This is a genomic window from Teichococcus aestuarii (assembly GCF_003116135.1).
GTDB lineage: Bacteria > Pseudomonadota > Alphaproteobacteria > Acetobacterales > Acetobacteraceae > Pseudoroseomonas > Pseudoroseomonas aestuarii.
Genome location: NZ_PDOA01000003.1, coordinates 339,294 through 361,449, shown reverse-complemented (window position 1 = coordinate 361,449; position 22,156 = coordinate 339,294). Strand labels below are relative to the sequence as shown.

20 protein-coding genes are annotated in these 22,156 nt (G+C 73.7%); 6 read left to right on the top strand and 14 right to left on the bottom strand.

Going from position 1 to position 22,156, the window contains the following annotated elements; translation table 11 throughout:
- Positions 1–90: 90 nt before the first annotated feature.
- The 4 genes from CR165_RS07170 to CR165_RS07155 all read right to left on the bottom strand — a co-directional run bounded on the left by CR165_RS07170 (position 91) and on the right by CR165_RS07155 (position 5,494).
- Positions 91–1,455 carry a murein hydrolase activator EnvC family protein gene (locus CR165_RS07170; RefSeq protein ID WP_146201845.1) on the bottom strand — a complete coding sequence of 455 codons (1,365 nt, stop codon included), beginning with the start codon at positions 1,453–1,455 and terminating at the stop codon, positions 91–93.
- Positions 1,456–1,495: 40 nt separating this feature from the next.
- Positions 1,496–3,019: a 2,3-bisphosphoglycerate-independent phosphoglycerate mutase gene (gene gpmI / locus CR165_RS07165; RefSeq protein WP_109516275.1), complete on the bottom strand. Its 1,524-nt coding sequence runs from the start codon at positions 3,017–3,019 to the stop codon at positions 1,496–1,498.
- Positions 3,020–3,175: 156 nt separating this feature from the next.
- Positions 3,176–4,204: an ABC transporter substrate-binding protein gene (locus CR165_RS07160; protein ID WP_181378036.1), complete on the bottom strand. Its 1,029-nt coding sequence runs from the start codon at positions 4,202–4,204 to the stop codon at positions 3,176–3,178.
- 267 nt (positions 4,205–4,471) lie between these two features.
- On the bottom strand, positions 4,472–5,494 hold the full coding sequence (locus CR165_RS07155) for a TIM44-like domain-containing protein (protein WP_109516273.1): 1,023 nt from the start codon (positions 5,492–5,494) through the stop codon (positions 4,472–4,474).
- Between the two features lie 237 nt (positions 5,495–5,731).
- On the opposite strand from CR165_RS07155, the gene CR165_RS07150 reads away from it, so the two are divergent.
- Positions 5,732–6,661 carry a lysophospholipid acyltransferase family protein gene (locus CR165_RS07150; protein ID WP_245906199.1) on the top strand — a complete coding sequence of 310 codons (930 nt, stop codon included), beginning with the start codon at positions 5,732–5,734 and terminating at the stop codon, positions 6,659–6,661.
- Positions 6,662–6,692: 31 nt separating this feature from the next.
- On the opposite strand, the gene CR165_RS07145 is transcribed toward CR165_RS07150, so the two are convergent.
- The 3 genes from CR165_RS07145 to xseA form a co-directional block, all read right to left on the bottom strand.
- The gene (locus CR165_RS07145) at positions 6,693–6,935 is read right to left on the bottom strand and encodes a hypothetical protein (RefSeq protein ID WP_109516271.1); all 243 of its coding nucleotides are present in this window, start codon (positions 6,933–6,935) and stop codon (positions 6,693–6,695) included.
- Positions 6,936–7,033: 98 nt separating this feature from the next.
- On the bottom strand, positions 7,034–7,924 hold the full coding sequence (locus CR165_RS07140) for a M23 family metallopeptidase (protein WP_245906197.1): 891 nt from the start codon (positions 7,922–7,924) through the stop codon (positions 7,034–7,036).
- Positions 7,921–9,438, bottom strand: a complete 1,518-nt coding sequence (gene xseA, locus CR165_RS07135) for an exodeoxyribonuclease VII large subunit (protein WP_109516270.1) — start codon at positions 9,436–9,438, stop codon at positions 7,921–7,923. Before xseA ends, CR165_RS07140 begins: the two co-directional genes overlap by 4 nt.
- 109 nt (positions 9,439–9,547) lie before the next feature.
- Between xseA and CR165_RS07130 the strand changes: the two genes are divergently transcribed.
- Both CR165_RS07130 and purD read left to right on the top strand, forming a co-directional pair.
- Positions 9,548–9,925: a YybH family protein gene (locus CR165_RS07130; protein ID WP_181378035.1), complete on the top strand. Its 378-nt coding sequence runs from the start codon at positions 9,548–9,550 to the stop codon at positions 9,923–9,925.
- 99 nt (positions 9,926–10,024) lie between these two features.
- Entirely contained in the window at positions 10,025–11,296 is a 1,272-nt protein-coding gene (gene purD, locus CR165_RS07125) for a phosphoribosylamine--glycine ligase (protein WP_109516268.1), read from the top strand.
- Positions 11,297–11,343: 47 nt separating this feature from the next.
- Here purD and CR165_RS07120 read toward each other — a convergent pair whose 3' ends face one another.
- Genes CR165_RS07120 through CR165_RS07110 form a run of 3 tightly spaced genes read right to left on the bottom strand, consistent with a single transcriptional unit; the run spans position 11,344 to position 15,093 of the window.
- A complete protein-coding gene (locus CR165_RS07120; protein WP_109516267.1) occupies positions 11,344–11,901 on the bottom strand; it encodes an NADPH-dependent FMN reductase in 558 nt (185 codons plus the stop codon).
- Complete coding sequence (locus CR165_RS07115) at positions 11,898–14,507, bottom strand: HWE histidine kinase domain-containing protein (protein WP_109516266.1); 2,610 nt, start codon at positions 14,505–14,507, stop codon at positions 11,898–11,900. The genes CR165_RS07120 and CR165_RS07115 overlap by 4 nt, the downstream gene beginning before the upstream one ends.
- Entirely contained in the window at positions 14,500–15,093 is a 594-nt protein-coding gene (locus tag CR165_RS07110; protein ID WP_146201843.1) for a biliverdin-producing heme oxygenase, read from the bottom strand. The genes CR165_RS07115 and CR165_RS07110 overlap by 8 nt, the downstream gene beginning before the upstream one ends.
- A gap of 226 nt (positions 15,094–15,319) precedes the next feature.
- On the opposite strand from CR165_RS07110, the gene CR165_RS07105 reads away from it, so the two are divergent.
- The gene (locus CR165_RS07105; protein WP_109516264.1) at positions 15,320–16,306 is read left to right on the top strand and encodes a tripartite tricarboxylate transporter substrate binding protein; all 987 of its coding nucleotides are present in this window, start codon (positions 15,320–15,322) and stop codon (positions 16,304–16,306) included.
- Between the two features lie 79 nt (positions 16,307–16,385).
- Positions 16,386–17,621, top strand: a complete 1,236-nt coding sequence (locus CR165_RS07100) for a patatin-like phospholipase family protein (protein WP_109516263.1) — start codon at positions 16,386–16,388, stop codon at positions 17,619–17,621.
- Positions 17,622–17,644: 23 nt separating this feature from the next.
- Here CR165_RS07100 and CR165_RS07095 read toward each other — a convergent pair whose 3' ends face one another.
- The 4 genes from CR165_RS07095 to CR165_RS07080 form a co-directional block, all read right to left on the bottom strand.
- On the bottom strand, positions 17,645–18,220 hold the full coding sequence (locus CR165_RS07095; protein ID WP_109516262.1) for a DNA-3-methyladenine glycosylase I: 576 nt from the start codon (positions 18,218–18,220) through the stop codon (positions 17,645–17,647).
- The gene (locus CR165_RS07090) at positions 18,217–18,639 is read right to left on the bottom strand and encodes a DUF1398 domain-containing protein (protein WP_109516261.1); all 423 of its coding nucleotides are present in this window, start codon (positions 18,637–18,639) and stop codon (positions 18,217–18,219) included. Before CR165_RS07090 ends, CR165_RS07095 begins: the two co-directional genes overlap by 4 nt.
- A 32-nt stretch (positions 18,640–18,671) precedes the next feature.
- The gene (locus CR165_RS07085) at positions 18,672–19,127 is read right to left on the bottom strand and encodes a MarR family winged helix-turn-helix transcriptional regulator (protein WP_109516260.1); all 456 of its coding nucleotides are present in this window, start codon (positions 19,125–19,127) and stop codon (positions 18,672–18,674) included.
- Positions 19,128–19,231: 104 nt separating this feature from the next.
- On the bottom strand, positions 19,232–21,529 hold the full coding sequence (locus CR165_RS07080; protein WP_109516259.1) for a molybdopterin guanine dinucleotide-containing S/N-oxide reductase: 2,298 nt from the start codon (positions 21,527–21,529) through the stop codon (positions 19,232–19,234).
- 165 nt (positions 21,530–21,694) lie between these two features.
- On the opposite strand from CR165_RS07080, the gene CR165_RS07075 reads away from it, so the two are divergent.
- Complete coding sequence (locus tag CR165_RS07075; protein WP_109516258.1) at positions 21,695–22,156, top strand: YccF domain-containing protein; 462 nt, start codon at positions 21,695–21,697, stop codon at positions 22,154–22,156.

The following is a 22,156-nucleotide window of genomic DNA, read 5'->3' as shown; positions in this document are numbered from 1 at the left end:
GAGTTCCACGGCCCTGCGAGACACCCTAGAGCGAATTCCTGTGCAAGGGGCAAACTGAAACCTTTCTGGACAATTGACCCCTGGCGCCGGCTAGCCACGGCCACGGAACCACGCCTTCGGGTCCACCGGCTGGCTGTTGCGCCGCAGCTCGACATAGAGCGAGGCGCGGCCATTCTCCTCGCCGCCGCCGAGCTGGCCGACCGGCTCGCCGGCCAGGACGCGGGCGCCGATCTCGGCATCCAGCCGCTCCAGCCCCGCCAGCACGAAATGGTAGCCGCCCCCGCAATCGACAATCAACAACTGCCCATAGGAGCGGAAAGGCCCGGCGAAGGCGATGCTGCCGCCGCAGGGGCTGACCACCCGCGCGCCGGGCGGCGCGGCATAGGTCAGGCCGCGGGCCGGGCCGCCGGCGCCGCTGTCGCCGAAATCGCGCGCCAGGGTGCCGGCCACCGGCTGGGCGCGGCCGCCCTGCGCGCGCGGCGCCGGCGTGGCCGGCGTGCGCGAGGCCTGCTGCCGCCGGGCCCCCTCCCGCCGCTCCTGCTCCTGCCGTTCCAGCGCGGCCTGCTCGCGCGCCAGGGCCGCGCGCTGCTCGGCATCGCGCGTCGCCTGGCGGCGGGCCTCCAGCGCCGCCGCCTCGCGCTCCGCGCGCAGCCGGGCGGCGCGCTCGGCGGCCTCGCGCTCCCGCTCGGCGCGGGCACGGGCCTCGGCCTCCGCCTGGGCGCGGGCGCGCTCCAGCCGCTCCAGCATGCCGCGCAGGTCGCCGGCGCGGGCGGCGGTGGCGGCGGCCTCGCGCGCCGCCTCGGCCTGCTCCGCCTCGGCCGCGCTGCGCTGCGTGCGGGCCGCCGCCAGCGCCGCCTCCACGGCGGCGGCGGCGGCGTGGCGCTCGGCGCGGGCGGCGGCCAGGCGACGCGCCTCGGCCTCGGCCCGCTCGGTGGCGGCGGCGGCCACGGCCTGCGCCTCGCGCAGCGCCGCCGCCTCGGCCGAGAGGTGGCGCGTCAGCCCGCGCAGCACCAGCGCGCCGCGCAGCGCCGTCTCGGGGTCCACCGGCACGGCGAGCAGGGTCTCGGCCGGCCACTGGCCGAGCCGGCGCATCAGCGGCAGCAGCGGCGCCATCGCCTCCGCCCGCCGCTGCAGGTCGACCAGCGCGTTGTCGCGCACCACCGCCGCCTCGCGCGCGGCGGCCTCGGCGGCGTCGGCCGCCTCGTCGGCGGCCACGGCGCGGCGGCCGGCCTCGGCGCGCTGGCGGGCCAGGGCGGCCTCCGCCTCGGCGGCCGTGCGGGCGGCCTCGGCGGCGGCCTGCGCGGCGGCGCGGGCGGCCTCGGCGGCGCGCTCCGCCTCCTGCACGCTGCGCGCCGTGGGGTTCTCGGCACCCCAGGCCAGGAAGGCCGGGGCCAGCAGGGCGAGCGGCGCCAGCAGCAGGAGGGCGCGCAGCGCGCCGCCCGGGGGCAGGCTCACCGCCGCCATGCCGCCGCCGCCATGCCGCGCCGCCCCCGCCTCAGCCAGCGATCAGGCTCCGCCCCGTCATCGCCGCCGGCTGGTCCAGGCCGAGCAGGGCGAGCAGGGTGGGCGCCACATCGGCCAGCCGCCCCTCGCGCAGCGTGGCGCCGGCCGGGCCGCCGCGCAGCAGCACCGGCACCACGTTGGTGGTGTGGGCGGTGAAGGGGCCGCCCGTGGCGGGGTCCTTCATCATCTCGGCGTTGCCGTGGTCGGCCGTCACCAGCAGGGCGCCGCCCTGGGCGGCCACCGCCGCCTCGATCCGCGCCAGGCCCGCATCCACCGCCTCGCACGCCTTGATGGCGGCGGCCAGGCTGCCGGTGTGGCCCACCATGTCGGCATTGGCGAAGTTCAGCACGATCAGGTCGAATTGCCCCGAGCTGATCGCCTCCACCGCCTTCCCGGCCAGCTCAGGGGCCGACATCTCGGGCTGCAGGTCGTAGGTGGCCACCTTGGGGGAGGCGACCATGACGCGCTCCTCGCCGGGGAAGGGGGTCTCCTCGCCGCCGTTCAGGAAGTAGGTGACATGCGGGTACTTCTCCGTCTCCGCCATGCGGAGCTGGCGCAGCCCGGCCTGCGAGACCACGGCGCCCAGGATGTCCTGCATCGACTGCGGGGCGAACAGCGTCTCCAGCAGCGGGTTCAGCGCGGTGGAGTATTCCGTCATGCCGGCGGCGCCGGCGAGCCTCGGGCGGCGCGGCGGCGCAAAGCCGTCGAAGGCCGGGTCGAGCAGCGCGGTCAGGACCTGCCGCACCCGGTCGGCGCGGAAGTTGAAGCAGAGCAGCCCATCGCCATCCTGCATCCCCGCATAGCCGCCGATGACGCTGGCGGGAATGAACTCGTCCGTCTTGCCGGCGGCGTGCGCGGCGGCGATGGCGGCGGCGGCGCTCTCCGCCCGCTCCCCCTTGGCCTCGACGATGGCGTCCCAGGCCTGGCGCACCCGCTCCCAGCGGTTGTCGCGGTCCATGGCGTAGTAGCGGCCGGTGACGGTGGCGAGGCGCGCCCCCGCGGGCAGCTTCGGCTCGAAGGCGGCGAGGTAGCCCGGGCTCGCCTGGGGCGGGGTGTCGCGCCCGTCGGTCCAGGCATGGATGGCCACGGGGATGCCGGCACCGGCAAAGACCTTCGCCAGCGCCAGCCCGTGCTCCTGGTGGCTGTGCACGCCGCCGGGGGAGAGCAGGCCCATCAGGTGCAGCGTGCCGCCGCTCGCCTTCAGCCTGTCGATCAGCCCGGCGACGGCGGGCAGGGTGGCGAGCGAGCCGTCGGCCACGGCGCGGTCGATGCGCGGCAGGTCCTGCATCACCACGCGGCCGGCGCCGAGGTTGAGGTGGCCCACCTCGGAATTGCCCATCTGCCCGTGCGGCAGGCCGACATCCTCGCCGCAGGTGCGCAGGAAGCTGTGCGGGCTTTCGGCCCAGAGGCGGTCGAAGCAGGGGGTGCTGGCCTGCCGCACGGCATTGTCCGCCTCGTCCTCGCGCCAGCCCCAGCCATCCAGGATGACGAGCATCACGGGCTTCGGACGGGACATGGGCATCTCTCCTGCGGGTCGGTGACGGCACGGGATAGACCCGGCAGGGGGCGCTTGCCCAGGGGGATGAGGCAGGGGATGCGGCAGGGGTGCGGCAAAGGAGGGATTGGCCAGGGGCGGCCCGGTCACGCCGGGCCGCCCCTGGCGCCCGGCGGCTCAGGCGGGCAGCGTCAGGTCGCTGGCGGGGGGCAGGTAGGCGGGGGTGTAGATCTCGCCGGCCTTCAGCGGGGCGTCGATGCCGAAGGCGGAGCGGATCGTCTCGATCGCCGCCTGCACCCGCGCCTCGGTGAGGTTGCCGAAGCCGCCCGAGAGCACCTCCGGCGTGCGGATGAAGCCGAAATTGGCCATCATGCGCGCCTTCTCCAGCTCCTTCGGCGCCGTCGGGTCGCGCTGGGCCAGGGTGGCGATGGCGGCGTCCGGGTCCTTCCAGGCCGCCGCATGGCCGCGCGCGATGGCGCGGATCATGCCCGTCACCAGCTTCGGGTTGGCCTCGGCATAGGGGCGCTTGACCAGCAGCGCGGTGGAGAGCAGCGCCACGCCCGCGTCGGAATAGCGCAGCGAGACGATGTCGCCCTCCGGCACGCGCAGGCTGCGCAGGCTGAACACGCCGGAGACCTCGAAGCCGGTGATGGCATCCGTCTCGCCGCGCACCAGCATCGGCTCGCGCAGCTGCGGCGTCACCGTCAGCCAGTTGATCTTGCTGGAGTCGATGCCGGCGGCCTTGGCCAGGGCGGGGAAGAGCTGGCGGGCGGAATCCGTCTCCGGCGCCGCCACCTTGCGGCCTTCCAGCTGCTTCAGGGTGGTGATGCCGCTCTTCTTCAGCGTCATCACCGCCAGCGGGCTGCCCTGCTGGATCACCATGGGGGCGATGATGTCGCTGCCCTGGGTGGTCAGGCGCAGGCGGATGGCCGGCGAGAGGTCGGCGATGCCGAACTCGTAGGCGCCCGTGCTGACCTTCACCGGCGTGTCGCCCGAGCCGAAGCCGCGGTCGATGGTGATGGCGATGCCTTCCTCGCGGAAGAAGCCGCGCTCGGCGGCGAGCAGGAAGGGCGCCTGCGGGCCCTGGAAGGCCCAGTCCAGGCAGAACTTCACCGGCGTCAGCGCGGCCTGCCCGCGTGCGAGGTGGGGCATGGCGAGCAGCGTGCCGGCGGTGCCGAGCATCAGGCCGCGACGGGTGGCGAGCATGGAAAGTCTCCCGGTCGGCGCCGGCGCGCGGAGGCGCGGCCGGCGGATGCGCGGCATGTAGCAACCGCGGTGCCGGGCGGGGAAGCGCCGTCTCGGGCCTTCCTCATGGCCCGGGCCGGCGGGGAGGCCGCCTTGAGGACGCCGCCGCCCCGGTCTGCGCGCCCCCGGGTGCCGCGCATGAAAGGGTGCCGCGCATAAAGCCGCGCATAAAAAGGGGGCGCGGCCTGCGCCGCGCCCCCGTCATGGCCTTGCCTGGTCCGCGCCGGCTCAGCCGGTCTGCTGGATCGCCGAAAGCTTCCAGCTTCCCGCCGGGCCGCGCACGAAGGTCCACAGCTCGGTGGCGGTGTCGCGGCGGTCCGGGTCGCCCTCCACCACGCGGCCCTGCGCGTCGTAGGTCACGTCGACCAGGCTGAAGCGCATGGCGACGGTGGCGTATTCGGAGTCGCCCTCCCGCCAGGCCTCGGCGAGATCACCCTGCTCCAGCCGCGGGTCGCGCGTCTCGTTGCGCCAGCCGCGCGCCTCCAGGTCGCGCCAGTCCTTGCTGAAGAAGCCCATCATCTCGGGCGTCGTCAGCCGCGACAGGGCCGCCGGGTCGCGGCGAGACCAAGCCTCGTTCACCGCGCGCAGCAGGCCCTCGAAGGCCTGGAAGTCGGACTGCGCCAGCTGCACCGGGGTTGCCGCCGGGGCCGCCGGCCGGGCACCGCCCATTCCGCCACTGGCCATTCCGCCACTGGCCATGCCGCCACTGGCCATGCCACCGCCGAGACCGCCCATGCCCATCGGCCGCGCGGCGGGCTGCGCCTCGCGGTGGAGCGGGCCGGGGCGCGGGCCGCCGGCCATGGCGGGCTGGTTGCGGTTGCGGAAGAAGCGGATCGCGAAGCGCACCAGCAGCACGATCAGGCCGATCTGCAGCAGCAGGCCCAGGATGCTGCCGATGCCGCCGAAGCCGCCAAACAGGCCGTTGCCGAACAGCAGGCCGCCAATGCCCATGCCGATCAGCCCGCCCATCAGCGCGCCGCCGAAGCCGCCGCCGAACATGCCGCCGCGCGTAGCGGTGGCGGCGCCGGGGGCGGCCGCGTTCGGCCGGGCCTGCTGGCCGGGCTGGGTCATGGTGCGGTCCATCGGCCGCGCCGCGTCGGGCGCCGTGCGGGTGACGGGCGGCGGCGCGAAGGTGCGGCTGCCGCGGCTGCCGAAGCTGGAGCGGCCGCCCGGGCGGGCCTCCGCCAGGGCCGGGCCGAGCACCAGGGCAAAAGCGGCAAGGGCGGCCAGGAACCTGGCTCTTCCGTGCATAGGGGTGTTCCTCCGGGAATCTTTCATCGGCCCATCATATAGGCATTAACGCGCCGTAATCCATGCTGGCCGGCGCCGCCACGAAGGCCTAAACCGCCGGCCGGCACCGGCGTTGCAGGCGCCCCCCGGCTGCTCCATGGCGGCCTCGCGCTGCAGGCCGCCCGGCGTGCCGCCCCCCTCCCGCCTGAGCCGCGCGAGGCTGGCCAAACGCCGCCCGATGCCGCAGAAGGCGCGCCCATGAAGAATGAAGCTGGCATGGCGAAGGCAGTGCGTCGCCTGTGGTGGCGGGTGGAAGGCGGGGTGGTGCGCGGCCTGCTGGCCCTGGCGCGGGCGCTGGGCCCGCGGCGCGCCTCGGCGCTGGGCGGCGCGGTGGCGCGCGGGCTGGGGCCGTGGCTGCCGGTCTCGCGCGTCGGGCGGCGCAACCTGGCGCTGGCCTTCCCGCAGAGCGATGCCGCCTGGCGGGAGCGCGTGCTGCGCGGTGCCTGGGACAATCTCGGCCGCACCGCGCTGGAGCTGCCGCACCTCGCCGGCCTGCGCCGGACGGAGGGCGGCCCCGGCTGGGAGGTGGTCGGCGCCGAGCATCTCCCCGCCGGCGAGACGCGGGTCATCTTCGTCTCGGCGCATCTGGCCAACTGGGAGGTGCTGCCGCTGGCGGCGCATGCGGTGGGGCTGCGCATGGCCAGCCTCTACCGCGCGCCGGACAACCCGCATGTCGATGCCGCGCTGCGCCAGATGCGCGAGGGCGGCGTGGAGCTGCCGCTGTTCCCCAAGGGCTCGAAGGGGGCGCGGCTGGCGCTGCGGCATCTGGCGGCGGGCCACGCGCTGGGGCTGCTGGTGGACCAGAAGCTGAACGAGGGGCTGGAGCTGCCCTTCCTCGGCCACCCGGCGATGACCGCGCCGGCCCCGGCCGAGATGGCGCTGCGCTTCCGCTGCCCGCTGATCCCGGTGCATGTCGAGCGGGCCGGGCCGGGCCGCTTCCGGGTGGTGGTCGAGCCGCCGCTGCCGCTGCCGCAGACGGGCGACCACCATGCCGATGTGCGCACCACCATGCTGGCGGTGAATGCGCGGATCGAAGCCTGGGTGCGGGCCCGGCCGGAGGAGTGGCTCTGGCTGCACCGCCGCTTCCCGGCGCGCTACTACAGGGCGGAGGCCGCGCCCCCGGGCTGATGAGTGGACCGCCTGCCGGCCGCCGGGCGCCTCAGCCCACCACCAGCATGGCGCCGGCGGCGTAGAGCTTCTCGCGCAGGCCCGGCAGCGGCGCCAGGATGACGACCCCGGGCGACGCCTCCCGCCACAGCGTGGCGCCGGCGCTGCGCAGGGCGTCGCCGGTGGCGACACTGCTGTCGAACAGGGCGATCAGCGGCGCCTCGATCGAGCCGGCGCGGCGGAGGTTCTCCGGTGAGGGGGCGGGGCGGGGGAGAAATTCGGAAAGGATCGACATGCGCTCGCCAATGCCTCCCCGACCCTTACCGGGTGATGAAAGCGTTACTGCAATTTGGTGGATTATCGCGAAAAATGCTGCCGGGGTGTTGCCGCCTCTCAGGCGGGAGGCAGCAGCGGCTGCGGGTCCAGCGCCGTGGCGAACCAGTGCAGCCCCAGATGCAGGTGCGGCCCGGTGACGCGGCCGGTGGCGCCGATCGCGCCCAGGCGCTGGCCGCGCGCCAGCATCGCCCCCTCCCGCACATCCATGGCCGAGAGGTGGGCGTAGAGGCTGACCACGCCGTGGCCATGGTCCACCAGCACGGTGTTGCCGGTGAAGTAGAGATCCTCGGCCAGCAGCACGCGGCCGGGGGCCATGGTGGCGCAGGGCGTGCCGGTGGGGGCGGCGATGTCGAGCCCCAGATGCGGGGCGCGCGGCTCGCCGTTCAGGATGCGCTGGCTGCCATACACGCCGCTGATGCGGCCATGCGCCGGCCAGTCGAACCCTTCGGCGAAATGGGGCAGGTCGCTGTCCACCTTGCGCAGGGCGGCGATGCGCTCGCGCTCGCGGGTGATGCGGGCCATCTGCTGCGCGTTGGGACTGACCATGGCGCCGGGCAGGCCGTTGATGCGCTGCACGTCCCATTCGCGCCTCGCCACGGCGAGGCTGCGGCGCTCCGTCTGGCCGCCGGGAGTGGTCACCACCAGCTCGGCGGCGGGCGCCGCGTCGCGGCTGAAGCCCAGGGCGAAGCGGCCATCGGGCGCCACCGAGACGGCGCGGCCATCCAGCGTCACGCGGCTGCCGGGGCGGGTGCGGCCGAGCAGCAGCCCGCCCTGGGCCGGCGCCTCCGGCGGCAGCGCCAGCAGCGGCCCCGCGGAGGGGTTGGAGGCCGCGACCGGCTCCGCGCCGCCCCCGCAGGCGCCCAGCAGCAGGCCGGGCAGGGCGAGGGCGAGGCGGCGAGAGAGCATGCGGGCATCCTTCAGGGCGATGGCCTTGGGGTCGATGGTCACAGCAGCGAGCCCTGTTCCGGCTTCGGCTCGGGCCGGGGGTCCGGCGGGGCCTTGCGGCGTGGCTTCGGGGGCGTGGCGGGGGCAGGCGGGGCATCGCCGCCCTCGGCCAGCAGCGCCACGCTGCCGTCGCGCAGCGTGGCGGTGAGGCGCTGGCCGGGGGCGATGGCGGCGGCCTCGGTCAGCGGCTCGCCATCGGCGCCGCGCAGCAGCGCGAAGCCGCGCGCCAGCACGCCCTGGTAGGAGGCGCCCTCCAGCCGGCCCACCAGCCCCTCCAGCCGCAGCCTTGCCTCGCGCAGCCGGCCAGCCAGCGCGCCGGCCGGGTCCGGCAGGCGGTGCAGCGCGGTCTGCCGCCGGTCGATCATCCGGCGCAACGCGGCACCGCCGCGCATCTCCAGCAGCGCCAGTGCGTTGCGGTGGCCGGCCAGCGTCTCGCGCGGATGCGGCAGGCGAGGCGCGATGGCATCGAGCGCCGCGCGCTTGCGGGAGAGCAGCGCGCCCGGCGCCAGGGCCAGGCGCTCGGCGCGGTCGTCGAGCCGCTGGCGGGCGGCACCCACCAGCCCGGGCAGGTCCGGCATCCGCGCCTCGGCGCGGGAGAGGCGCAGCCGGGCCGTGTTCAGCAGCGCCTGGCCGGATTGCAGCAGCCGCGTGGCGGTCTGCCCCAGCGCCGCCAGCAGATCGGCCCGCGCCGGCACGGCCAGCTCGGCGGCGGCGGTGGGGGTGGGGGCGCGGCGGTCCGAGGCGAAGTCGATCAGCGTGGTGTCCGTCTCGTGCCCCACCGCCGAGATCAGCGGGATGGGGCATTCGGCCACGGCGCGGATGACCACCTCCTCGTTGAAGGCCATCAGATCCTCCAGGCTGCCGCCGCCGCGCGCGACGATCAGCACGTCCGGCCGGGGCAGGCCGGCGGGCAGGCGGGAGAAGCCGCGGATGGCGGCGGCGATCTGCTCCGCCGCGCCCTGGCCCTGCACCGGCACCGGCCACAGCAGCAGGTGGCGCGGGAAGCGCCGCGCGATGGTGGTGCGGATGTCCTGGATCACCGCGCCCTTCTCGGAGGAGACGACGCCGACCACGCGCGGCAGCAGCGGCAGCGGCCGCTTGCGCGCCTCGTCGAACAGCCCCTCGGCGCCGAGCTTCTTCCTCAGCTGCTCGATGCGGGCGAGCAGCGCGCCCTCGCCGGCGAATTCGATGCGGTCGATGATGAGCTGGTAGTCGCTGCGCTCGCCATAGGCCGAGACCTTGCCGGTGGCGATCACCTCCATGCCGTTCTCGGGCTTCAGCGAGAGGCGCGGCACGGCGAAGCGCCAGATGATGGCGCGGATCTTCGCCCCCTCATCCTTCAGCGCGAGGTAGATATGGCCCGAAGGGTAGGCCTTCAGCTCGGTGATCTCGCCGCGCACCCGCACGCGGCCGAACTCGCCCTCCAGCGTGCGCTTGATGGCGCCGCTGATCTCGGAGACGGTGAATTCGGGGGCGTTGCTGCGGGCCGGGGCCTCGCGCGCATCGGGCGTGTCCATGCCGCGCATAGTAGGGCGGCCGCGGCGCCACGGCCAGCCGGCCGGCCTTTGCGGGCCACACCGCAATACGTTACTATATCAGAACATGTTGCATCCCCGGGAGGCTCCGATGCGCGACGCGGCCGCGAGGCAAGCCATGGACGAGGTCAACAGGATCTTCGAGGAGCAGGTTGTCGGCCAGGGCCGGTTCGAGGCCCTGGACCAGGTCTACACCCGCGATGCCCTCATCCTGCCGCCGGGCGGCGAGGCGGTGCAGGGGCTGGAGGCGATCCGCGCATTCTGGCAGCAGGCGGCCCGCAGCCTTGGCGTGACCGCCTGCCGCCTGCGGCCGTTCGAGACCACCATCCTGGGCGAGATGGCCTGCGAGGTCGCGCGGGGGGAGATCGTCACCGGCAGCGCCACCATCCCCATCCAGTATGTCGTGCTGTGGAAATGCGGGGATGGCGGCTGGAAATGGCACCGCGACATCTGGAACACCTCCGCCTGAGGCGGCGGCGGCCTGGCACAGGGTTGAAGGCATGGGCTGACGGAGCCCCGCCAGTCATGCTAGCGCGGCCCCGGTTTGGAACAAGGGCCTCGGGTCACGATGCAAGTGCTTCTGGTGGGCGGCGGCGGCCGCGAACATGCCCTGGCCTGGGCGCTCTCCGGCTCCGGCCTGCTGGGCAAGCTCTGGGTGGCGCCGGGCAATGCGGGCATCGCCGAGATCGCCGAATGCGTGGCGATCGGCGCCGAGGATGTCGCCGGGCTGGTGGCCTTCGCCCAGGCGCAGGCGGTGGACCTGGTGGTGGTGGGGCCGGAGGCGCCACTGACGCTGGGGCTGGCCGATGCCTGCGCCGCAGCCGGGATCCGCTGCTTCGGCCCCAGCGCCGCCGCCGCGAAGCTGGAGGGCAGCAAGGCCTTCACGCGAGAGGTGACCACCGCCGCCGGCGTGCCCGGCGCCGAGTGGGCCCGCTTCACGGATGCCGCCGAGGCGCGCGCCTATGTCCGGCGGAAGGGCGCGCCGATCGTGGTGAAGGCCGATGGCCTCGCCGCCGGCAAGGGCGTGGTGGTGGCCGCCACGGTGGCCGAGGCCGAGCAGGCCATCACCGAGATCATGGAGGAGCGCGTGCACGGCGCGGCCGGCGCCGAGATCCTGATCGAGGAATGCCTGATGGGGCAGGAGGTCTCCTTCTTCGCGCTGTGCGACGGCACCACCGCCCTGCCCATGGCCGCCGCGCAGGACCACAAGCGCGTGGGCGATGGCGACACCGGCCCCAACACCGGCGGCATGGGCGCCTATTCCCCGCCGCCCGCCTTCACGCCCGAGATCGAGGCGCAGGTGATGGACCGCATCATCCGCCCGACCCTGGCGGAGATGGCGAAGCGCGGCACGCCCTTCCGCGGCGTGCTGTTCGCCGGGCTGATGCTGACGGAGAGCGGTCCGCGCCTGATCGAGTTCAATGTCCGCTTCGGCGACCCGGAATGCCAGGTGCTGATGCTGCGCCTGCAATCCGACCTGCTGGCCGCGCTGCTGGCCGCCTGCGATGGCGAACTGGACCGCTTCGCCCTGCGCTGGTCGGAGGAGGCGGCGATGGTGGTGGTGATGGCGGCGAAGGGTTACCCGGGCGCCTACCAGAAGGGCAGCGTCATCGAGGGGCTGGAGCGGGCGGCGCAGGTGCCGGGCGCGCAGGTCTTCCATGCCGGCACGGCGCGGGACGCGCATGGCAGCCTGGTGGCCACGGGCGGGCGTGTGCTCGGCGTCGCCGCCAGCGGCGCCACCCTGGCCGAGGCGCGGGGCGCGGCCTATGCGGCGGTGGATGCCGTGAACTGGCCGGAGGGCTTCTGCCGCCGCGACATCGGCTGGCGCGCCCTGAACTGACGGAAGGAAGCAAGGCCAGGGGAATTCCTTCCCCTGGCCTTGCTTGCTTACGCGTTCGCCGCCCCGATGAACGCCGCGAAGGCCGCGAGCTGCTTGCGGATCACCTCGCGCGTGCCTTCGTCGGTCAGCCGGCCATCCTGCACGCGCTGCTGCACGGAGGCCACCATCACCTCCGGCTTGTTCAGCACCCGCGCGTCGAGGAACACCGCCACCTGGCGCAGGTGGTACTGCGCGCGCACGCCGCCCAGCACGCTCATCGAGGCGCTCTGGATGGCCATCGGCTTGCCGGCGAAGGGGGTGTCGGGCAGGCGGGAGAGCCAGTCGATGCCGTTCTTCAGCACGCCGGGGATGGAGTAGTTGTATTCCGGCGTGACGATGATGATTCCGTCCGCGGCGGCGATGGCCTCGCCCATGGCGGTGACGGCGGCGGGGAAGCCCTGCGCCTGCACATCGGAATTGTAGAGCGGGATGTCGCCCAGGCCTTCGAGCGCAGTCAGCGTCATGCCCTCGGGCGCCAGCTCCGGCAGGGTGCGCTGGAGGGCGGCGTTGTAGCTGCCGGCGCGCAGGCTGCCGCACAGGGTGACGACGGAAAGCGGACGGGTCATGCGGGTTCCTCGGTGCGGGGCGTGGAGGGCGGCGGGGGCCGGCCCTGGCCCATGCTGCGCTGCAGGGCGGTGCGCATCTCCGCCATCGTGTAGGGCTTGCTGATGACCTCGCTCGACCGGAAGCGGTCGGGGAAGGCATCGGCCTCGCCATAGCCGGTGGCGAAGACGAAGGGGATGCCGCGCGCCAGCAGGGCATCGGCCACGGGGAAGCTGCTCTCGCGGCCCAGATTGACGTCGAGCAGCGCCACCTGGGGCACGGCATGCTCCAGCATCCGCAGCGCCGCCTGGACTGAGGAGGCGACATCCACCGCCGTGCCCCCCAGGCGCCGCAGCTGGTCCTCGGCATCCATGGCGATCAGCAGGTTGTCCTCCACCAGCAGCACGCGGCCGGAGAAGGAAAACTCCGCCGGGGCGGCCGGAAGGGCGTGCTGTGCCTCCACCGCCGCCTCCGTGCCGCGCCGCACATAGCTGGCCGGCAGCAGGAAGCGGGCCTGCACGCCGGACAGGTGGTAGTGCAGCTCCGCCTCGCCCTTCAGGTCGTGCGGCAGGGCGCGCTCGACGATGGTGGTGCCGAAGCCCTGGCGCCGCGGCGGCTGCACGGGCGGCCCGCCTTCCTCGGTCCAGCGGATCTCCAGCGCCTCCTCGGGCGTGAAGCGCCAGCGCACCTGCACATGGCCGTGGCCGTCGCACAGCGCGCCATACTTGGCGGCGTTGGTCATCATCTCGTGCATGACCAACGCGAGGGTGGTGTAGGCCACCGGCTCGAGCAGCACCGGCGGGCCGTCCAGCCGCACCCGGTCGCGGCCATTGGCGGCGTAGGCGGCGGCCTCGGAGCGGATCAGCTCCTCCAGCGGCGCCGCGCGCCAGCGGTCGGTGGTGATCTGCTCATGCGCGCGCGCCAGCGCCTGGATGCGGCCGCCGATCATGCCGGCGAACTCGTCCACCGAGCCGGCATGGCCGCGGGTCTGGTTCACCAGGCCGCGGATCAGGCCGAGGATGTTGCGCACCCGGTGGTTCAGCTCGGCGATCAGGATCTCCTGCCGCTCCTGCGCCACGCGGCGCTCGCGCTCCGCCATGTCGGTGAGCTGCAGCACGACCTCGAGCAGCGTCACGCGCAGGCGCTCGGCCATCATCAGGTCGCTCTCGGTCCAGGGGCGGCTCTGGCCCTCGACCGTCTCCTGCCAGGCGGCGAAGCTCTTGCGCGGCGTCAGGCGCGGCCCGTTCGGCCCCAGCGCCACCGGCTTGCTCGGGTCGCCCGCCCAGGTGACGGACTGCGTCACGGCACGGCGGAAGAACACCAGGTAGTCGCGCGGGGCGCGGGAGAGCGGGATGGCGAGCAGCCCGGCGGCGCGCTGCGCGTAGTCGGCCGCCGGCGGGTGCATCTCCCCCAGCCGGTGGGTGGCGTAGATGGTGCCCGAGGCGGCGCGGTGCAGGAAGCGGACGATGCCGGAGAATTCCTCCACCGTCGGCGTGTGGCCGTGCAGCGCGGTGCCGGTGCTGCTCCACAGCCCGATGCCGTCGCAGCCGATGACCTCGGCCAGCGTCTCGAGGAACTCGGCGAGCGAGCTGCTGCCGGGGCGCATGGCGCCGAGCGAGGCCATCAGCCGGTGGTGCACGCGGTTGGCCTGCGCCTCGCGCGAGAGATCCTCCTCCCGCTCGCGGCTTTCCAGGGCGAGGGAGAAGATCTGGCCGAACAGCTCGGCCGCGGTGCGGCGCTCGAAGGGCACGCGCAGCGGCTCGGTGTTGTGGCAGGCGATCAGCCCCCAGAGCCGGCCCTTGCGCAGCACCGAGATCGACATGGAGGCCTTGATCCCCATGTTGCGCAGATACTCGATGTGGATGGGCGAGACGCTGCGCAGCACGCTGAGCGAGAGGTCGAGCGGCTGCTGGCGCGAATCGAGCAGCGGCAGCACCGGCACCGGCGCCAGCTCCGTGTCGGTGATCAGGCGCAGCAAGTTGCGCTCGTAGAGCAGCCGGGCCTGGCGCGGGATGTCGGAGGCCGGGAAGTGCAGCCCCATGAAGGAGGGCATGAAGCTGGCGGTCGATTCGGCGATCACCTCGCCCGCCCCGTCATGGTCGAAGCGGTAGAGCATGACGCGGCCGAAGCCGGTCAGCGCGCGGATCTGCCGCACCGCCTCGCGGCAGAGGCCGTCGAACCCCTCCACCTGGTGCAGCCGGGCGATCATGCCGCGCACCGTGGTGCCGGCCTCCAGCGCGTCCTCCAGGTCGGAGGGCTCGCCCTCCAGCACGATCATCTCGCCCGCCATGTGGATGGCGAGGTCGTAGGGCGGCTGCCCTTCCTGCAGCACCACGCCGAACAGGCGCTCCACCGCGTTGGGGCCGCGCAGCAGGTGCAGCCGGCCGCCGATCTGGTGCAGCGCCTCGCGCGTCAGCAGGCGGGAGAGGAAGCTGCCGAACAGGGCCTCGGGCGCCTGGCCCAGATGCGCCTCGACGTTGGCGGAGGTCCGCCGGACCACCCAGTCCGAAGTGACCGCGACCAGGAAGCCGATCGGCTGAACGCCACCCAGCAGGTGGATCGGCTCGCGGTCGCAATTCGTCAGGTCGACGGCCTGTGTCAGAGAGAGGTCGCCCAGGTCTTCACGCATGCAGCATTGGCTCAGCGGTCCTTTCGCGACGCAGGGCCGCCAGGAAGTGGTCGAAGGCCAGGCGCGCGCCATGCGCCGCCTCGGGCCAGAGGTGCGAGCCGGGGAGAGCCTGCTCCAGCAGCGGCAGGAAGGCCGGCCAGCCTCCCGTCCCCGGGTCGTGGGCCAGGTAGGCCGTGGCCCCCCGTGCTTCCGGCAGGGCCGCGGCCTGGCGCAGCAGCATGGCATTGCCGAGCCGCGAGCCCTCCAGCACATAGGCGGCGCCCAGTGCCTCTTCCACCCCGGCGAAGGCGAGGGGCGGGCTGTCAGGCGCGGCCACGCCGAGCGCCGCGAGATCGGCGGCCAGGGCGGCGGCGCGGCGGCGGCGGGGCCAGTCCGGCAGCCTGGCGGCGAGGCCCGCGGCGTCGCAGGCGGCTTCCAGGGCCGGCAGGGCGCGGGCATGGGCGCGGAGAAAGCCGCGATAGCCGGCGAGGGTGCCGAGGTCGTGGTCGCTGCCCAGGGCATCGGCGGCGTCGTGCCGGGACCGGGTTTCCTGCCGCAGGTGCCAGCGCAGGCCGGTACGCCGGGATTCGGTGCCCAAAGGGGCCATGATGCGTCGTCTCTCCGAGCCTGCCCGGTTGCAGGCCCACCTATAAGCGCTTCCTCCCAAATGGGGGATCAACCCTGCGGGATGGAGCGCAGGGGTTGAGACCGGCCGCACGGAAACGGGGCCGCACGGAAACGGGGAGGGAGGTTGCCGGCCGGGAGGGTTTCCGGGCTAAACTCCAACGTGGAGCCTTGCCCCTATAAAGCGAGGAAGTTGGAGGAAGACAAGAATGACTGCATTGACCCGCCGCGCGGCGCTCTCGCTGGGTGCCCTCGGCGCCGCCGGCCTCGGCGCGGCCGCGCTGGCCCGGCCGGCCCTGGCCCAATCCGGCTTCCCCAACCGCCCGATCCGCATGCTGGTGCCCTGGGGCGCCGGCGGCACCACCGATGTCCAGATGCGCGCCTTCTGCGAGGTGGCCTCGGCCAGGCTGGGCCAGCCGGTGGTGGTGGAGAACCGCTCCGGCGCCGGCGGCATCCTCGGCCCGCAGGCGCTGCTGAACGAGAAGCCGGACGGCTACACCCTCTCGCAGATGCCGATCAGCGTGTTCCGCTATCCGCACATGGCCGCGCGCGCGCCCTTCGACCCGATGAAGGACTTCACCTGGGTCAGCCACCTGACCGGCTACCTGTTCGGCATCGTGGTCCGCGCCGACGCGCCCTGGAACACGCTCGACGAGTTCATCGCCGATTCGAAGAAGAACCCGGGCAAGTTCACCTACGGCACCCCCGGCGTCGGCACCTCGCTGCACATCACCATGGAGCAGATCGCCGGGCAGAAGGGGGTGGAGTGGGTGCACGTGCCCTTCCGCGGCTTCGCCGAGAACCTCACCTCGCTGCTCGGCGGCCAGACCCATGCGCTGGCCGACAGTTCCGGCTGGGCGGAGATGGTGAAGGACGGCCGGGTGAAGCTGCTCGTCACCTGGGGCCCCTCGCGCGCCAAGCGCTTCCCCGAGACGCCGACGCTGAAGGAAAGCGGCATCGACATCGTCTCCACCTCGCCCTACGGCGTCGCCGGGCCGAAGGGGATGGACCCGGCGGTGGTGAAGGTGCTGGACGAGGCCTTCCGCGTGGCGGTGAACGACCCGAAGCACGTCGCCATCCTCGACCGCTACGACATGCCGGTGATCTACATGGGGCCGGAGGAATATGCCGCCTTCGCGCAGAAGACCAACACCGAGGAGAAGGCGATGATCGAGCGGCTCGGGCTGAAGCTCTGAGCCGCGCCGCCCGGCCGCGCCTTGGCGGCGGGCCGGGCGGGCCTCATCCTGGGGGCGATCCACGCGCAGGAGAGCCCCCATGGACGCACCCATCCCCGAGCGCCCCATCCCCGGGCGGCCGATCCCTGAGCGGCCCGTCGCCGCCGAGCCCGCCGCCGAGCCCGCCGCCGGCCTCGACCGGCACGGCTTCCGCCCCGGGGACCCGTGGCGGCCGGAGGGGTGCCGGCGGGTGGCGCTGGTGCTGCAGGGGGGCGGGGCGCTCGGCGCCTACCAGGCCGGGGTGTACGAGGCGCTCGCCGAGGCGGGCGTGGCGCTGGACTGGATCGCCGGCGTCTCGATCGGCGCGATCAACGGCGCGCTGATCGCCGGCAACCCGCCGGAGAGGCGCGTGGCGGCGCTGCACAGCTTCTGGGACCGTGTCACCAGCGAGCGCATCTGGCCCCAGGCCCTGCCGGATGGCGACCTCTTCCGCCAGTGGCGGCACGAGGCCTCGGCGGTGCTGACCATGCTGCAGGGCCAGCCCGGCTTCTTCACGCCGAACCGGCCCAACCCGTGGTTCTCGCTGCCCGGCGCGCGCACCGCGACCGCCTTCTACGACAGCGCGCCCCTGCGCGAGACGCTGCGCGAGCTGGTGGATTTCGACCTGCTGAACGATGGGCGCATCCGCTTCTCGGTCGGCGCCGTGAACGTCGCCACCGGCAATTTCGCCTTCTTCGACAGCAGCCGCATGCGCATCACCGAGGCGCACATCATGGCCTCCGGCGCGCTGCCGCCGGCGCTGCCCATGGTGCAGGTGGGAACCGACTGGTTCTGGGATGGCGGCCTTGTCTCCAACACGCCCCTGCAGCACCTGCTGGAGAATCTGGAGGGGCGCAACACCCTGGCCTTCCAGGTGGACCTGTTCAGCGCGCGGGGGCTGGTGCCGCGCTCCATGCCGGGCGTGATGTCGCGCGAGAAGGACATCCGCTACAGCAGCCGCACCCGCATGGTGACGGACATCTACCGCCGCCAGCGCCAGCTGGAGGTGGAGCTGCGGCGGGCGCTGGAGATGGTGCCGCCCGAGCGGCTGGACGAGGGCCAGAAGGCGCTGAAGGCGCAGCTGGAGCGAATGCCGGAGGTGGTGATCCTGCAGCTGATCTACCAGCAGCAGGCCTTCGAGGGGCAGGCGAAGGACTACGAGTTCTCCACCACCTCCATGCACGCCCACTGGCAGAGCGGGCTGGAGGACACCCGCGCCACGCTGCGGCACGGCAACTGGCTGGTGATGCCGCCGCCCGGCAGCGGCATCCAGGTGCACGACATCCACCGGCCCTGAGGCTGCGGCCCCGGGGCCGCCGCTCAGGCTGCTCCGGGCGGCGCCAGCGCCGCGCGGCGCGGGCAGCCGAGGGCGTGGTCGTTGAACAGGCCAGCCGCCTGCATCCAGGCATGGACCGTCACCGCGCCGACGAAGCGGAAGCCCCGCCGCTTCAGCGCCTTCGACAGCGCCTCGGATTCGGCGCTGCTGGCGGCCACATGCGTGCCGTCGCCGAGCCGTGGCACGCCGCCGACGAAGCCCCAGGCGAAGGCCGCGAAATCCTCCCCCGCCGCCATCATTTGCAGGTAGGCGCGGGCATTGCCGATCGTCGCCTCGATCTTGGCGCGGGAGCGGATGATGCCGGCATCCTGCACCAGCGCCTCCACCCGGGCGGCGTCGTAGGCGGCCACCGCCTCCGGGTCGAACCCCGCGAAGGCGGCGCGGAAGCCCTCGCGGCGGTGCAGGATGGTCCGCCAGGAAAGCCCGGCCTGGAAGCTCTCCAGCACCAGCAGCGCCCAGAGTGCGCGGCTGTCGCGCAGGGGCACGCCCCATTCGGTGTCGTGGTAGGCCACCATCACCGGGTCGCCCTCGGCCCAGGCGCAGCGCGCGCAGCCGCTCATGGCGCGGCCACCGCCGCCATGGGGGGGAAGTGCTCCACATGCGTCTCCGCCGTGCGGCCGAGATAGACCGCCCGCCGCCCGGCGAGGGAGACGATGTAGCCCACGCAGCCGGCGGCGCGCGCCCTGGCGCAGAAGCCCCGGTAGCTGTAGCCGGGCGCCTGGCGCTGCGCCTCCCCGATGGCGGCGCGCAGGGCCGTGGTGTCGAACGCGGCCGCGATGGGGCCTTCCTGCGGGGGCTGCGGCAGGACCAGGCTTTCGCCGTCCGCGTGGTAGTAGGTGGCGCTGGCGCGGCGGAAATCGACCGCGTAGCTCTCGAAGCCGGCGCGGCCCAGCCGGTCCAGGATCTCGGGGAAATGCAGGGTGCCGGCCTCGGCGCCGTCGAGGCAGGCCTGGGCCACGGCGCGGGGGGTGTCGTCCATCGGATTCATCCGCGGTGTGGGGTTGCGGGAGGTCATTCGACCGCCACGCCGGTGATGCCGAGCCGCGCCACGGTCCGCTCCAGCAGGTCGCGCAGGGTCTCGCGCTCGGCGGGGGAGAGATGGGCGAAGCACTCGGCCTCGTTGCGGTCGGCGAGGCCGGCCAGTTCCGGCACGAAGGCGGTTGCCGACTCTGTCAGCCCGAGGGTCTGCGCCCGCCCATCCGCCGCGCTCGGCGCGCGGAGGAGCAGGCCCTTGCCGATCAGCCGGTCGGCGAGGCGGGTGATGGCGCCGCGCGTCATGCCCATCCGCGTGGCGAGCTGGCTGGGCGGCAGGGGCGGCTGCCCGTACAGCATGCGCAGGAGTGCCCATTCGGCCACCGTCACCCCCCGCGCGGCGAGCTTGCGGGCGAAGGCGTGCGAGACATGGTTCGACACCTGGCGGATCCGGTAGCCGAGATGGTCGGTCAGTTCGGGGAGGGGCTGGGGCATGAGGTCATGTTGAGTTTCCTAGGAAACTATATGATCCGGACGCTCCGGGAAACAGGAAATCGGCCTGCCGCGAAGGGGCGGGGCGCCGGCCCCGCCGCCGCCGCTCAGCCGGCCGGCGGGTCCCAGGCGCGCACGGGCGGCAGGTTGCCGGTGAACTTCTCCACCTCCAGCGCGGTGAGCTGCCCGGTGCAGCCCTGGGCGAGGCGCGAGGTGCCCATGTCCCGCGTCAGCACGTTCGGGTTGCCGTGCACGCAGAGCGGGTTCTCATCGTTCGGGTCCTCGGGGTCGTACCAGGCGCCGGTGGCGAGCTGCACCACGCCGGGCATCACCGCCTCGCTCAGCGCCGCCGCGGCCAGGCAGGCGCCACGGGCGTTGTGCAGCCGCACGATGTCGCCCTCGGCGATGCCGCGTGCCGCGGCGTCCTGGGGGTGGAGGCGCACCACCTCCCGCCCGCGCCGCTTGGAGGCGGCGCTGGTGCCGCCGAAATCGAGCTGGCTGTGCAGCCGGGTGGCGGGCTGGTTGGCCACGAGCCAGAGCGGCGCGCCGGGGGCGGGGGTGTCAGTCGGCGCCAGCCAGGCGGGGTGGCCGGGGCAGTCATCGTAGCCGAAGCCGGCGATGGTCTCCGAGAAGATCTCGATGCGGCCACTCGGCGTGGGCAGCGGGTTCGCCGCGGGGTCCTCGCGGAAGGCGCGCAGGATGCCGCCATCGTCCGGCGCCTGGGGCAGGGCCAGCTCGCCGTCCTGCCAGAATTCCTCAAAGGAAGGCGCCGCCTCGCCGCGTTCGGCCAGCGCCGCGCGGGTGGTCTCGTAGAGGTGGCGCAGCCAGCCGCGCGCGTCCCGCCCCTCGGTGAAGGCGTCCCCGCAGCCCAGGCGCTCCGCAAGGCCGGCGAAGATGGCGTAGTCGTCCCGCGCCTCGCCGAAGGGCTTTGCGAGTTGGTGCATGGCGACGAGCAGCGGGTCGTTGGGCGAGCCGGCGATGTCCTCCCGCTCCAGCGAGAGTGTGGCGGGCAGCACGATGTCGGCGTGCCTGGCGGTGGCGGTCCAGGCGCTCTCATGCACCACCAGCGTGTCGACGCGGGCGAAGGCGCGGCGCAGCCGGTTGATGTCCTGGTGGTGGTGAAAGGGGTTGCCGCCCGCCCAGTAGACCAGCTTGATATCGGGGTAGGCCAGGCGCTGGCCGTTGTAGTCGAAGGGCGCGCCGGGGTTCAGCAGCATGTCGCTGACGCGGGCCACGGGGATGAAGTCCCGCACGCCGTTCCGGCCCTGCGGCAGGCCGGCGATCGGCACCGCATTGGCCCGCTTGCCGTAATGCGCGATGGCGCCGAGCGCGTAGTTGTAGCCGCCGCCGGGCAGGCCGATCTGCCCCAGCATCGCTGCCAGCACGGCGGCCATCCACACCGGCTGCTCGCCATGCTCGGCGCGCTGAAGGGAATGCGCCATGGAGATGAGGGTGCGGGTGCCGGCCGCGTCCCGCGCCAGTTGCCGGATGCGCCCGGCCGGGATGCCGCAGTGGACGGAAGCCCAGGCGGCGTCCTTCGGCTGGCCGTCGGCGGCGCCGGTCAGGTAGGGGGCGAAGCGGTCCCAGCCGGTGCAGTGGGTGGCGAGGAAGGCCGTGTCGTGCAGCCCCTCGGCCAGCAGGGTGTGCGCCATGCCGAGCATCAGCGCCGTGTCGGTGCCGGGGGTGATGGGCAGCCACTCGGCGCCCGCCTCCTCCGGCAGGTCGTCCTTCAGCGGTCCGATCAGCACGAAGCGGGTGCCGCGCGCCGCCGCCGCCGCCATGGCGCCGCGCTCGACATGGCGGGAGACGCCGCCGCTGGCCACCGCGCTGTTCTTCACCGCCATGCCGCCGAAGGAGAGCACCAGCCCGGTGTGCCCGACGATCTGCTCCCAGGTGACGTTGCGGCGCGTGACCGCCTCGAACGGCCCCAGGATGTGCGGGATGATCACCGCCGAAGCGCCGGCGCTGTAGCTGTTGACCGAGCGGACATAGCCGCCGAGGGCGATGTTCAGGAACCGGTGGATCTGGCTCTGCGCATGGTGGAAGCGCCCGGCGCTGGCCCAGCCATAGGAGCCGCCGAACACCGCCTGCGGCCCGTGCGAATCCCGCACCCGCGCCAGCTCGCCCGCCAGCAGCGCCAGCGCCTTCTCCCAGGAGACGGGGACGAACGCCTCCCGCCCGCGCGCCGTGCTGGGGCCGGGGCCGTGCTCCAGCCAGCCTCGCCGCACCATGGGCTGCGCGATGCGCGCCCGGTGGCGCAGCGCCTCCGGGAAGTTTTGTAAGATCGGCGAGGGGTCGGGGTCCGCCGGATGGGGCTCCACCACCAGCGCGCCGTTCTGCCAGCCGGCCCGGAAGGCACCCCAATGCGCGGCATGTGGCCGCATCGCGCCATCCTGTTCCGTCATCGCCTGCTCCTCGCCAACAGGGCCAGCCGGTGAGATTGCCGGGGCCCGGCCCCATATGAGAGGGAGTGTGCGGCCGCCGGCCCGGCCTGTCACCCCGCTTCGGGGGTGGGGCAACCCGGCGCCTCTGCCCGGCATTGCCGTGGCAGCAACCCGAGGGAGAGTGAATTGGCGCTGCTGCTGAACATCCTGTGGAACGTCTTCGCCCTCGGCTTCGTCACGGCGGCGATGTGGCTGCTGGCCGCGGTGCTGATGACCATCACCATCATCGGCATCCCCTGGGCGCGCGCCTGCGTGACGATGGCGAGCTATTCCTTCCTCCCCTTCGGCCGCAGCCTGGTCTCGCGCGAGGACCTGACGGGCGTCCCCTCCATCGGCACCGGGCCGCTGGGGCTGCTGGCCAACCTGATCTGGTTCCTGCTGGCCGGCATCTGGCTGTGCATCTCGCACCTGACGCTGGCGGCGGCGATGGCCGTCACCATCATCGGCCTGCCGCTGGCCTGGGCGCATCTGAAGCTGGCCGGCGCCGCCATCTTCCCCGTGGGCAAGCGCGTGGTGCCGAACGATGTGGCGGATGCCGTCTCGCTCGGCCGCGGCCGCGATGCCTGGGGGCGGATGCGCGGCGGCTGA